This is a genomic window from Psychrobacter sp. R86515 (assembly GCF_042466315.1).
Taxonomy (GTDB): Bacteria; Pseudomonadota; Gammaproteobacteria; order Pseudomonadales; family Moraxellaceae; genus Psychrobacter.
In genome coordinates this window covers 2,224,944-2,238,968 of the sequence record NZ_JAXHCC010000001.1, presented here as the reverse complement: position 1 = coordinate 2,238,968, position 14,025 = coordinate 2,224,944, and the positions used below count along the sequence as shown (strand labels likewise).

Here is a 14,025-nt window from a genome sequence, read left to right as displayed (position 1 = left end):
TGCTTTTTTATAATCTATCGATAACTATAATTGAAAGGCTTTGTTAGTCAAAATGGAAGCCTGCACCCACTGCACCGCCTACGTTGCCTTGAGTATCTGCCGTACCATTTACCTTGATGACCCAGCGACCGTCATTAGATAACTTAGAGAAACCAATTGCTACAGCGCTCTCTCCATTATAGGTACCGACACCGCCACCTATCAATGACTTACCTGCGATATAGGCCTGAGGCATTGCCGACATAGCCATTGCAGCTGAGATACCTGCATTTGCATCGTCTTCTACTTCATCGATTTTATAGCCAAGATCGCTCATATTGTTATTGAGTCGACTATCAAGCGCGCTAAGCTGACTATAATTGACGGCGTCTGTTGCTTCGACCCCATCGGCGACACCAGTCATACGTTGGTTACCAGCATATAGACCTTGAGACGTCATACTTGGCCCATCTTGCATACTAATGCCCTCACTATTGATAACCGTTGTCCCAACTGTGACACTATCAACGCTGATATTACCGTTTAGATCAAACTTAATACTACTGCCATCTGCTGTGGTGGTGATGTTATTGCCACCAGTGAAGCTTAGGACACTATCATCGCCAATTGGTTTGTTGATATTGGCGCCACTGTCTGCGCCAAAATTGAGTCCAGCATTTAGCTTGTCCGTATTGGTTTCGATATTCGTGGTATTGGTCGTGATATTGCTGGTATTCGTAGCAATATTTGTCGTATTGGTCGCGATATTGGTTGTATTAGTGGTAATGCTCTCTGTGTTAATTTGCACATTTTCACTAATTTCAATCGTGCCTTGTCTGATAGAAGCAATCGCACCATCGATATTGCTTTCACCCGTTCCACCAATGTCGCTGTTGGTAAAAGTACCATCTTTGGCATTGTAAACAGTGTCACCACCGATAATACTGCTGATACCAGTGCCTTGGGCATAAAGCTGACCACCATTTATGGCGTCCTGACTTGTCGCCGAAACTTCGCCATTTTGAACGTTGGTAATTTTGGTATTAGCGGCATCAATACCACTTCTCGTGATGCTTGGGCCACCTGCAATGGCCAGTCCATCGTCATTCATAACCGTACCACCAGTGGTTACGCTATTCAAAGTAATATCTGGGTTCAAATCAAAGCTAATGTCATTAGCATTGGTAGGGATGGCTGCAGCTTGCAATGATGGACTACTATCGAAAGCAGCCACATCACTCACTGATTTCCTAGATACCTTGATATTACCGTCTTTACTACTGAGGTCGACGGCATCTCCTTGTTTTACCATCGTAGCGATATCACCTTGAGCGGTGATGCCCCAACCTTGATCCAAGGCAATGGCGACATCTTTTAACTGCCCAACATTGACAGCATCCGTGTTTAGCACACCTTCCCCAACGTTGCGAATGGTGTTGCCTCCATTATCTAGACCACGGCTACTCAATGAGACCTGCGAGACCATTCTATTCAGGCCATTACCAACGAAGGTAAAGCCTGCATCACTCATGATGCTATTGCCTATCTGTATACTGCCATCATCTCCGAGGTCTAACTGATTATTCAGTTTCACTTGGACGCCAGTCGCAGAAGCGACAGTAGTCAGATTGTTATCTCCTGTGACATTGATGGTATCGCCTAGCGAAAATTGCTGATCATTGGCAGTATTGCCGTCACCAATTTTGATACCTTTGGCAATTTCGTTATTAGTCATAGTGAGCTGTGCAAAGTTTACGGCATCGGTTGGGGCAATTCCCTTATCAACTTTGATAATTCTATTATTACCATTATCAAGACCTTCGTTGCTTAACGTAATGGTCTGATTAGGACCATCAGTGATGGTGACGCCTGCATTGTTAAGCACCGTGCTTTCCATTCTCACGCTACCGTTTTTACCAAGCATGACATCTTCAGCCAATCTAACATTTAGATTGCCCTCTTCATCAGCGAGCACACCGATATTGTTCTCAGTTAACTCTGTCGCGCCTCCTTGAAGTGTCAACGTTTGACCCAGCTTGCGATTGACGACAACGGTTGTATCATCTCCTGTGAAGTTCAGTCCTAGGTCCACTGTATTGTTGGTTGCATTTAATTGTCTAACATTGACGGCATCTGTATCTCCCTGACCATCATCTACATTGATAATCCTATTACCACCATTATCAAGACCTTCACTACTCAAACGAACTGTACTATCAGCGAAGTTGACACTAGTGAAAGTGACATCCTCTGCTGTCGCAATTTTGATACCGCCATCCTCAGCACTAAGAACGATGTTGTCTCCTGTTAGGAAGTTAGCAGTATTGTCAGTTTGATTGAGCGTTTTAACGTCAGCGCCATCTATTTGAGCAACGATGGCCTGCATGGCACTGTCCGCTTTTACCAAGCTGGCCTTGCTAGTTTCACTTAAGTCAACGGCATAATCGGTTGTATGGGTCACCTCATCTTTATCACTTGCAGTAACTGTGACAGCTGTAGACCCTGCTGAAGCAGTCACACCATCTGCATTAACAGTATAGACATCTTGACCGTTACCACCTGTAGACTTCACAACACCCGCAATATTAGTACCTGCGGCGACCTCTGTTTTAGCGGCAGCGGAGGCACTGTTAAGCTGACTGACATTGACAGCGTCATTTGGGTCTTCACCGTCATCAACATTAACAATTCTTTTATTACCTGCATTGACTCCAGCTGTCGTCACGCTTGGACCACCAAAAATATTGAGGCCATTACCAGTTAATACGGTAGTAGAGAATGGGTTTGATACTGCAACACCCAAACTACTAACGGTTGTATTAACTACGCTATTACCTGTTCTAACACCCGAACCATCTACAGTTGTACTAAAGTATGAATTGCCTGTTGTCAGACCAGAACGATCAAGTGTCGTTGTATCACCAAGACCGAATGGAGAGCTCGAACCCATTTCTACACTACCGTTATTTCCTAAATCCAAGTTGTTGCTAAGTTCAAATGAGACGTCATTGCTGGTGGTGTCTTTGGAAACAGTGATGTTGCTATTTTTACTGTTGAAGTCAACTGAGTCACCAGGTCCTACAGTACTTGCGGTAGCACTATCACCTTGTGCACTAACATCCCAACCTCTATTAGCAGTTTCTGTCACGACGTTTAGCTGCCTGACGTTGACAGCGTCCATAGGCGCATCACCATCATCTACATTTACGATTCTGTTGCCGCCATTATCAAGACCTTCACTACTCAAACGAACTGTACTATTAGCAAAGCTGGCACTAGTAAAAGTGACATCCTCTTTTGTAGCAATTTTAATACCGCCATCCTCAGCACTAAGAACAATGTTATCTCCCGTTAGGAAGTTAGCCGTATTATCCGTTTTATTGAGCGTTTTGACATTAACGCCATCTATTTGGGCAATAATAGTCTGCATGGCACTGTCCGCTTTTACCAAACTGGCTTTACTATCGGCACTTAAGTCAACGGCATAATCGGTCGTGTTAGTCGCTAAGTCTTTTTCACCTGCAGTAACTGTGACAGCTGCAGATCCTGCTGAGGTTTTAGCACCATTAGCATTAACAGTATAAATATCTTGTCCTGTGTCACTGTCGATTGAGAAATCAACACTAGAAACATTGGTTCCCTTTAAGACTTTGGTTCTGGCAGCGGCAGACGAGCTACTTAGTTGACTGACATTGACAGCGTCATTTGGGTCTTCACCGTTATCAACATTGATAATCTTTTTGTTGGCAGCATTGATACCACCAGATTTTGTTACGCTTGGACCACCAATAATATTGAGACCATTACTAGATAGAAGAGTTTTAGAAAATGGCGTTGATACAGCGACGCCTAAACTACTAACATTTGTGTTAACAAACCTATTCCCCGTTTTAACACCTAAACCATCAACGGTAGTACTAAGGTATGAGTTACCTGTTTTAAGACCAGAACGATCGAGTGTCGTTGTATCACCTAAACCGAATGGAAAGCTCGAACCCATTCTCACACTACCGTTATTACCTAGGTCTAAGTTATTGTTGAGTTCGAACGAGACATCATTACTAGTAGTGTCTTTAGAAACAGTGATATTTCTGTTTTTACTATTGAAGTCAACTGAGTCGCTAGGTCCTACAGTGCTTGCGGTAGCACTATCACCTTGTGCGCTGATATCCCAGCCTCTATTGGCTGTTTCTGTAACCACTTTTAGCTGAGATACGTTCACTGCATCCGTATCTGCTGAACCACCTGCAACGTTAACGATACGACGTTCGCTTGCAACAGCGCCTACTGAGACGGTGCCGTTATTGGCATCAGCCGCAACATTGGTTAAGAAAGATGCACCGCTTTGTACAGCTGCAATAGAGTTTTGACCTAAAGCGACACTGTTTAGAGCATTTGCTCTAGAACCTTTACCTAGTGCAATACTACCTAACGCTTCAGCTCGTGCATCAAGACCAAGTGCAATAGTGTCTTGGGCAGTTGCTTTTGCTTCATAGCCTATCGCAACCGCACGACTTGCGGTTCCGTTTGTGGCTCTTTGACCTATCGCCACTGAATTAACACCCGCTTTGGCCTCCTGACCACCAGCAAAGCCATTGAACGAAGATCGCGCACCTTCACCGATAACGGTTGCATTTGCGTTTGCAAATGCGCTCTCTCCAACAGCGGTTGCATTATTACCTTTTGCATTGGCATTCGAGCCAACGGCAAGAGCGTCAGTACCTGTTACTGACGTGGTGTATGGCTGTGCACTGCCAGAGCGAATAGGGAAATCAATGCCAGCAACGATAGTATCTAACGCTTTTAATTGAGATACGTTTACTGCATCACTGTTTTGAGTACCTGCTGCGACATTTACAATTTGGCGAGTACCATTAGTAGAGCTACCAACAGAAACTGCACCAAGACCTGTACTATTAGTTGCTGTAATAGCTGCTTTATCTATGACACTAGCACTTGATGGAGCAAACCCAAGTGCACCACCTGCAACGTTAGCTACAGATTGTGATCCTAGCGCCACGCCATCTTGAGTATTAGACTGAGCGCCGGCACCTAGAGAGACAGAACCATCCTTACTTGCTGATGCCCCAATACCGAATGCGGAAGCAGCAATACCTGCCGTGCTGGACTGTACACCAATAGCGGTAGATAAATCTCCTGTAGATAGCGCCTTTGAGCCAATAGCTATGGAGGCTGCACCTGCAGCTTCAGTATTCCTATCATACTGTGTTGGTTCAACAAGATCTCGACCAGTGTAAGATCTAAACACCGTATTAACACTACCACTGTTTTGGCCAACATTAGCTGTGCCATCGGTGTTTGCTTCGGATGCAGCATTCAAATCGTCACCACCGATGGCAATAGAAGAGCTACCTTTTGAGACAACATTTGCACCAATAGCGATGGATTGTTCTCCTGATGCAGTCGTGTGCTGACCACTCTCGCCACTACCAATGGCTATCGTTTGGCTACCAGATGCACTGGCATTGCCACCCATAGCCATCGCATTGTAGCCTGTTGCACCATCATTGTTTTCGTTAGTTAACAACCCTGTGGCGCTGCTGTTTACACTGTAGTACTTGGTTTTGTTAGCCGCAACCGTACTGGCTAAGCTATGAAGCTGCGAGCCATTAACTGCATCTTTGCTCCCTACCATAACGTCGCCATCGGCTACATTAATGATTTTATTATTACCATTGTTTAGACCACTACTGCTCAAAGTGACACTATTGGCTGGATTTATGGCTGTAATCTTAATACCTGAATTGTCAACTAAAGTATCACCCGTTTTGAGACTGCCATCAGTCCCTAAGTCGATATTTTCATCAAGCTTTATCGTTAACGACTTATCATGTCTATTGGCAGTCACGCTGATATTTTTGGTATTTGGATCACCAATGACCGTTTCTCCACCCTGCACCGTTAGTGTTTGATGAAGGAATGAATTGGTATGTATTCTAGGTGTTGGGTCGTCTCCAGCAAAGTAAGTACCCAATGCATTTGCCTGCATGCCAAAGCCAGCAGCTAGTAGCCCAAGCGCTATGGTGCTCAGACGTATCGTACGGATAACGGACAGGTTAGACGTTGTATTGATGGTAGCGTTAGAGCTAACGCTAGATTTGGAAGATTTGCCACGTCCCTTCGCGTATTCACCAACGGCGGTAAAACAACTTAAGGCTTCGTTCCAGATGACTTTATAGATGCGGTTCATGATGCGTACTCCCTTACAGACTTGTCAGATTTAAAAAATCAGAGATAAGATCTATGTCAGAGAGACGATGTGACAAAATAAAACGAGTTATAAGCTTATAATAACGAGACCTTGTTCAAATAATAGTTGTAGTAGTCTTTAAGGAATAAGACGTTCTGTTTTGTATAATCTTTATCACTCTCTGTATATATTAGTATTACCGAATATATACAGAGAGACAATACCGTTCATCCATGTTTTAATACCGTTCGTCTATTATATTCATATAAACGAATATAATTACTTTTAATTTTTTTCTATTTATAATAAATTACGTCGATTTTAAAAAGAGTCAGCTTTTATCTATTACTAAATATGCGCTTATACACATTAAAAATACATGATAAGCGCATATTGGTTACATAAATTGTTTCTACATTATTTATCTTTTTGTCTGCTAGGTAGCACTATTTGAACCACCAACCCTTGGATACCATCTTGCCGATTATGAGCATTGATATATCCTTTATGCGCCATGACTACAGCATGGACAATAGCCAATCCAAGACCATAGCCGCCAGTATCACGATGCCGAGCAGTATCGAGCCGCACAAAGGGATGAAAAATACGTTCTAAGTCTTTGTCTGCCACACCGCCACCTTCGTCTGTTATATTAATTTGAACAGCTGGTGCCTTATTGTCCATTTGTATTGCTTTGATTTCCGCAATCACTGTCGAACCCGCTGCCGTGTGCATAAAAGCATTGCGAATGACATTTTCAAGCGCGCTATACAACTGCTCTGCATTACCTTGAACTGTCCAAAATCCTTCCAAACTATCTAACGCTGAGGCTACAGGCGGTTGCCATTGCCAATGTACGTCTTTATGTTGAAACTCAAAGCAGACATCCTCTCCGATATTGCTAATGATGTCGGATATGTCGACTGCCTCACTTTCCAAATTATCAACGGTGTATTGCTGCATTTGTAGAGACTGAATATGAATGATTTGCTCAATTAGCTCATTCATTCGTGTAGATTCTTTATCGATACGGTCTAGATAACGGTTAGCATTGGGCGCAAAGTCTCGAGTCAGTTCAGTCGCGACATCCAGACGAGCAAGTGGCGAACGCAGCTCATGTGAGATATCACTAAGCATTTGCTTACGTGCAAGCTCACTGTCAACCAGTCTGGTCGATAGATGAGCAACGTCTTTGGCTAATAACCCCAATTCATCATCGCCCATCTTGGACAGTTCTGGATTGGCTTGATAATTACCATCGATCATACGGTGTACGGTATTTTGTACACGGCCAATCCGCTGGGTTAGCGTACGACTGAGCCATATGCAGACCAATACGCTAAAGATAACAATCAATAGCAAACGTATTGGAAAATTACCGTGCTGTATCTCTACTACGTCTGAAAAACGCAAGTGCGGACGCAACTGTATGATGATTGACTGGCCATCAGGTAATTCAACAGACATATCGGCCAGTTCAGGACGAGTATCGATATCAGCTACTGCGGCACTACTTGCCGTTCTCGGCTTTAAGAATTTTTGCCAAAAAGACGGCTCATCTTTTGGTATCTCATTGTCGTGCTCACGCAGTCTATTGTCAGCATTGCGGCCTTCTACACCATAAACGTTATTCTCTACTCTAGGCGGTCTAGGCGACACTGGTCGCACCGGTTGTATCGCACGATCCATTAGCTGCCGACCACTTTGCAACTGTCCTTGCGCGCGATCGTCTTTGTCACGGTAACGCGGGAATATAATAGCGCCCTGCTCATCATAGACTCTGATTTGATTCATCAGCTGGCGGTCTTGACGATACATCTGCCTAACAGACTCTACATCACCAGCCCGTAGTGACGCGACCATCTCTTCACGCTTTATCAACAGGCTATCGATTTGTACGTCCATACGAGAGGTCAGCTCTTTTTCAGCTAGCCAGCGTTCTACTACGATAGACAGTACAGAGGTAATTAGAATCGTCAGTAATAGGCTCAGGAACAAACGCCAAAACAGAGTAATGCGCACCTTAAACTTAGGTGCTTTTTTGAAGGTCTGCTCAGAAGCTTTCATCGATATGTCCGTCATTACAGCACCAGTTGATAACCTTTTCCACGCACCGCTTTTATTGGCTCATCATGGAAAGGCTGAAGTTTTTTGCGTAAGCGAGATACGTGTACATCGAGGCTACGGTCAAATGGCTGTAACTCACGCTGCAAGACATTCTCTGACAGCCATGCTTTACTGACCACCTCGCCCTTTTGTTTGAGCAAGGCCACGAGCAGATCAAACTCTGTACCAGTGACTTGTAGCGTTACCCCATCTATCTGACAGGCGCGTTGGTTTTGATCGAGATGCAAACGACTCTCTGGCAACGGAGTATGCTCTGATGCGGTCGTATTGGTACGTTTAATCACTGCATTGATACGCGCTAGCAGCTCTCTAGGGTTACAAGGTTTGGTAATATAATCATCAGCACCAAGCTCTAGACCAATAATACGGTCAATCTCTTCCCCTTTTGCTGTCAGCATAATGACTGGGATATCGATAATATTTGGTAATTGGCGCAGCACACTTAACCCATCTAGTTTTGGCATCATAATATCGAGCACGAGTAAATCATAAACCGTATCTTCGTGTGCCACCACTTTGAGTCGTTGTATGACTGCTGCACCATCATGTACGCAGTCACAGCGAATGCCGTGATTGTCCAAGTACTCTTGCAATAACTGAGTCAACTCTTCGTCGTCATCGCCTATCAGGATGTTTGGCATGCTTCTCTCCTTTAATTTCTATTTATCAGCAAGATTGCCGCCGTGACATTTTTATTGTCGGTAGACTGTAGTTAACCATATTATCAGGCAAGCACTTGCCAATTCACCAGAAACGTTACCTTTCTTAATACTTCATAAATGTTCGTAACCTTTAACTGTCGTAATATACTCCTATCAACAGCAAGTATTGCATTTCTAAGATGGCTGACCATAACGAGCGATAACGTTCAACAGATGGTACTTGCAAGATAAAAATTTAGTACTTATGAAATCAAACTCAATGTAATCAAGGATATTATGATGAAAAAATTACTATTAGGCTCAGTATTAGCAGCATCTAGCATATTTACAGTGACCGCTTGCACCAGCGTTAACGCAACCACTGATACAACGCCAACTGCGCAAATGCAAAAGAACCACAAAGATGGCATGAAAAAAGGTGAGATGAGAGGCCCAATGTCAAAACTGGATCTAACAGCGACACAGCAAGCGCAAATCAAAGCCATCATGCAAAACAAACGTGGCGATCGCACTGCTGACCGTGCAGCACATCAAGCAGAACGCGCGCAAATGGATCAGCAAATACAAGCACTGACCAATGCTAGCACTTTGAATACTGCTGCTCTGAACCGTCTGGCTGATCAAAGAGCGGCAAAAGAAAAGCAACGCTTTATCGAACGTGTACAAACACAACATGCTATCGCTCAAGTGTTGACTGCTGAGCAACGTGCAAAGATGGAACAAATGAAATCAGAGAGACAAGAAAAAGGTCGCAAGCACTCAAAAGACCGTAAAGGCCATGACAAACAGCATCAAGGTATGTAATAAGCCACTCCGGAAAAGTGTTATTTTACCTAGCTGTATACGTATAAAATGAAAAAGCGCGCCGTTAATAGGTGCGCTTTTTTTAATGTAAAATTATCCTGTTCAAAAACTAATAATGCTTTCTATCTACTCATTAATACTCTAATCAGTTACTCAACCGAACCAATACGCTCTCTGACCATCGGCAACATGTTAAAGACCATCTTACCTACTGCCATGCCATTACCATCTTGGTAATATTGCAGCAGCTCTGGAGCATACTTTCGTAAATCAATGCTATTGCTAGTGTTCGGCGTTTGCACATTGCTTGGTAGGTTAGGAAACGCCAAGTCCTTAGTGCTAATAGCAGAATACTGTTGCAACACATCTATCCTCACGCCTTTGTTGTTATTCGTTTCGCTAGTATTGTCCAACTGACGACGTAAGTGCTCCCACTTGAGTTGACCACGTTTATCAAACCCGTATAGTTCCTGTACTTCTGTGTTGGCAACGACCTCACCTATCGTTGCTTCCTCATGCATTTGATCTTTTATCATAGCCAGTATTTTTTGTACAACAGACTTACTGGTGAATGCCTTTGGATTTTGAATCGACTCAAACGCTGTCATCGGTTCGGGTTCTTGTACCAGCTCTGGGTATTTTTCACTGATCCGATCGTAGAAAATTTGCATATATTTCTGTTGCGACGCTTGATAATCCTCAAAGCTTTGTACTCGGCGAATGATTTGATCACTTGGTAGCATAGCCGATAACTGGTGCGCGGGCAGCTTTGGAGACAGTGAAGCAAGTGAGTTAGGAGCAACATAATTAAACTGGCTGACAGGAGCCGCGTCATAAGTCGCATCTAACGCCGCAAAGTGGCTTTTGATTACTTCACCACCAAATTCTTTAGGCAATGTACCATCATCAATGGCTATTTTTAACCACTTATTTTGCCATTTTGTACCGAGTTTATCGTCCAACAATTCTGAGTTTAGAATTGCAAAATTATCTGCCCATAAATAAATATCACCGTTTTTAAAATCCATATAAATAGGCTGGTTGATACTGCTGTGATGATTACGTGCTTGATATTGCGCGCTGGCGAGCATCGTAGCCTTGCCTGCCATCGGTTGATAGATTCCTTGAGAGTCAATAGAAAGCGGCTTTAGTAGATACTCATCTAATAACTGTGCTTTTTTCACATCTAACGGTCTTTGTTTATCCTCATAATTATCAAATAGCGCTTGATAATCTGGTGCTACTTTTACATCGCTATCGTATTGATGGTCATCCCATGCATGATAGGCATCTACACACTCAAAATACGACTGCCTTATGCTGTCACGCTTAGTATCGTAATCCACTGCTAAAACATCTTTGTTTTGCTGTTCTGCTTGCAGGATTAGAGCGGCGTACGCTTGGTCATGTGCCTCTTCGCAATGTTCATCTACATAGTCTGATGCCGCCATTTTCTCCGTACTAGTATTAGTATTAGTATTAGTATTAGTATTAGTATTAGTATTAGTATCAGCATCTGTAAATTGTTGGTTATTGCCAATTTCAAGATTGCTATGATAGCTAAATGACTGACGACGCTGTTTTTGCAGGGCTGTTTCTAGTGTTTTTTTGGCAACGCTAGGTGCTTGTTTTACAGCCGCCACGTTGGACTGGCCCAAACTGGTAGACTGGCAACCTGTTAACAACAGCGCCCCTGTCAAAAATGCGCTGGTGACTAACAGATTGTTTTTAGTCTTAAATGGCAGACGTTGTGCAATGGTGTGAGGTACTGTTTTCATTTTTTATCCCTAATAGATATAAGCGTAAATGCAATGAGATGAGATCATTTGATCTTCTATTTTTCATTCATATCATCTTGAGCATCGTCAACTCGGCTTTCATCGACAGCGTCTGCGCCATTGTCATTATCGTTACCGTATTCATCAGTGCCATATTCATCACTGCTATAAGCACCTTCGACACCGCTATCTTGATAGTCGTAGCGTGCATAGCGAGCCGTTTGTAATCTGTCTTTTTTCTCGCGCTGCGTAGCTATCCATGCATTGCCATCGATAGGAGGCGTAGCGTCTGGACCAAAAGACTCTGTAAGCAATGGTGTCAAGGCATGACGGTTAAAGCTGGCTTTATCGTAACGTACTTGGTTTAGCATGGTTGTGGTCGACCCCATAAAATCACTACCGATATTGACACGTTGCTGCTTGGCTAGCAGTCGATCTGAGCTGTCTAAGTAATAGTAGTTGATTTGATTAAACGAGATAGGACCGATAGCTTCGATAAGCTGCAATAGCGAACCGACATCCGCGCTTTGATAGCCTTTATTATATAATTGCACTTTAGCAAGTGCTGTCTTTAGTGCGGCACCATCAGGATATTTATCTGGATTGGCATCTACGTATTCTTGCAGTGATTTCGTTACATATTTAAGGGTCTTACCAATCACCTCACCGCTTTGCTGACTACCGAAATAGACTTTTATTGCACGAGTCGCACCGACTTCTTTGGCAAACGCGTCACCACTGATATCGACTGCGCTAAAATGCTCAGGCGCCAGCTCAGCCATGCTGCTCTGTATCGCATTGAGCACCGCATCGTAGAGCACCGCTGGTGGCAACTGTGCCGTGACACTTTCAGGCAAACCAAAGCTCACCGTGTGCGAGGTCATCTGTGCTGGTAATGGCGTATTCTCAGGGTTAACAAGTGCAACAATCGGCATAATGGCCGATGGATCTACTACGACACTGCTGTTATTAAAATCAAATGCTAACGGTATCTGTATCGATGAGCTAATCGTTGGTGTGGCGTAGTCGTAACTATAGACGCTTTGTAGTTGGCGCTGCTTGGGACGGTATTGACTGACACTATTGAATGTTAAATGCTCATACTGATAAGCATTGGATGCAGCTATTTGCTCAGGAGTACGGTGGAACATATCAAGTATATTGCCAATCATACCTGTAGATGATATTGGTAGGCTGCCACGATTTACCGTCTTTGTCTTAGCTTGCTGTTTCGCCATTTGCATGGCTTCATACTTTGCAGCCATTGTCTTTGGACTTAAACCTGACATTCCTGAGAGCATACCTTCAGCACCGCTACTGTATTCATCATAATTATCATAGTCGTCACTACTGTGATCAGCGCTACTATAGTCATCTGCTGTATCGTAAGCATACTCGTTATCGCTGCTAGCATCACTGCTCGTAGGCTCATTCTCCCCTGCTTCAGCCAATATAGCAGCAATGGCTCTTCTCTCTGCTTCTGCTCTAGACTTATCATAGTCACTAGGATAGCCGGACTCTATCGAATTTTTTGCGTCATCATAATTGTAGTTAATATCCTCTACCATACAGACTTCATAAGCATCATCGTCTTCGTTTTCATTGCATTTATTCGACTCTACACCTACCGCTTCTGCTCTAGCCTCAGCTTGCGCTTCATCATCGCTACTATCATACATACCCTCAGGCTGATACACATAGGTTTCTATAATCGTTCTGAGCAAGCTACTAGATCCTGCGTCGATACTATCTGGGTCAATGAATGGTGCTGAGCGATAATTGGCTGTAGCGACTGCGACATGCTCGGTCGCCAAGTGTTGACGAATGGCTGCAAGCAAGTGTGATTTGGCTTGGTTTTCGGTATTTGGATACTTCTCTTGATCAAACAGCTGCTCATAACGCGCGGTCTGAGCATCTTGACTGGCAGTAAAGGCTTGACCCTGACGTTGGCTCTGCGCGACGTTTGCGACACTAAAGTCCATCATGGTACTAGAGGCGCTGCTATTCGACGACAGATTGGAAGATGAGCTGGCTGCAGTTGATTGGCAACCTGCGAGTACAAGTGAAGCACTACCAACTAGCAATGCGATAGAAGTCAATTTACCGGCTGGATATAGAGGACCGTTATTATTTTTACCATTATAGTTTTTATGATCAGTGCTAGATAAAAAAGTAGGCGCAGTCTCAGAGTAGCGCTGTCGATTGCGGTTATTAATATGGTGTGATGACATAGTAATCTCTTTGTATGAATAGACAGTCGATAATGAGTGTACAGTGGTACCGTTATTTATATCACAAGACGTTACAATTTAGTAATATTAGCGAATATTTTTAAAGAATTTCTTCATTGATAAATAATTTTCTCTGCATAACAGCTGTCTTATCAGTAGCTTCATCTACTTGAAAATTAGCTTCGTTTATTTGAAATACAGCTGATACAGCTAAACGCTATAAAAGCGTATAC

6 protein-coding genes are annotated in these 14,025 nt (G+C 43.5%); 1 reads left to right on the top strand and 5 read right to left on the bottom strand.

The features are described 5' to 3' along the window. Positions 1-43: 43 nt before the first annotated feature. From SJY28_RS09335 to SJY28_RS09325, 3 genes are all read right to left on the bottom strand, one after another. Positions 44-6,190 (bottom strand): YadA-like family protein, encoded by a 6,147-nt coding sequence (locus SJY28_RS09335; protein WP_379544227.1) that lies wholly within the window; start codon positions 6,188-6,190, stop codon positions 44-46. A gap of 417 nt (positions 6,191-6,607) precedes the next feature. After that, positions 6,608-8,257, bottom strand: coding sequence for a sensor histidine kinase (locus tag SJY28_RS09330; protein WP_379544226.1), 1,650 nt, complete (start codon positions 8,255-8,257; stop codon positions 6,608-6,610). A 14-nt stretch (positions 8,258-8,271) separates the two neighbouring features. Next, a complete protein-coding gene (locus tag SJY28_RS09325) occupies positions 8,272-8,958 on the bottom strand; it encodes a response regulator transcription factor (RefSeq protein WP_379544225.1) in 687 nt (228 codons plus the stop codon). Between the two features lie 300 nt (positions 8,959-9,258). Here SJY28_RS09325 and SJY28_RS09320 point away from each other — a divergent pair, with 300 nt between their 5' ends. After that, the gene (locus tag SJY28_RS09320; protein ID WP_379544224.1) at positions 9,259-9,783 is read left to right on the top strand and encodes a Spy/CpxP family protein refolding chaperone; all 525 of its coding nucleotides are present in this window, start codon (positions 9,259-9,261) and stop codon (positions 9,781-9,783) included. 149 nt (positions 9,784-9,932) lie between these two features. Here SJY28_RS09320 and SJY28_RS09315 read toward each other — a convergent pair whose 3' ends face one another. Together SJY28_RS09315 and SJY28_RS09310 are read right to left on the bottom strand one after the other, a co-directional pair. Next, entirely contained in the window at positions 9,933-11,561 is a 1,629-nt protein-coding gene (locus tag SJY28_RS09315; RefSeq protein WP_379544223.1) for a hypothetical protein, read from the bottom strand. A gap of 56 nt (positions 11,562-11,617) precedes the next feature. Next, positions 11,618-13,792, bottom strand: coding sequence for a hypothetical protein (locus SJY28_RS09310; protein WP_379544222.1), 2,175 nt, complete (start codon positions 13,790-13,792; stop codon positions 11,618-11,620). Between the last annotated feature and the right edge of the window lie 233 nt (positions 13,793-14,025).

Bases quoted from the DNA above. Each gene is read 5' to 3' on its own strand.
- SJY28_RS09335 (WP_379544227.1), bottom strand. From the start codon at position 6,190: ATGAACCGCATCTATAAAGTCATCTGGAACGAAGCCTTAAGTTGTTTT.
- SJY28_RS09330 (WP_379544226.1), bottom strand. From the start codon at position 8,257: ATGAAAGCTTCTGAGCAGACCTTCAAAAAAGCACCTAAGTTTAAGGTG.
- SJY28_RS09325 (WP_379544225.1), bottom strand. From the start codon at position 8,958: ATGCCAAACATCCTGATAGGCGATGACGACGAAGAGTTGACTCAGTTA.
- SJY28_RS09320 (WP_379544224.1), top strand. From the start codon at position 9,259: ATGAAAAAATTACTATTAGGCTCAGTATTAGCAGCATCTAGCATATTT.
- SJY28_RS09315 (WP_379544223.1), bottom strand. From the start codon at position 11,561: ATGAAAACAGTACCTCACACCATTGCACAACGTCTGCCATTTAAGACT.
- SJY28_RS09310 (WP_379544222.1), bottom strand. From the start codon at position 13,792: ATGTCATCACACCATATTAATAACCGCAATCGACAGCGCTACTCTGAG.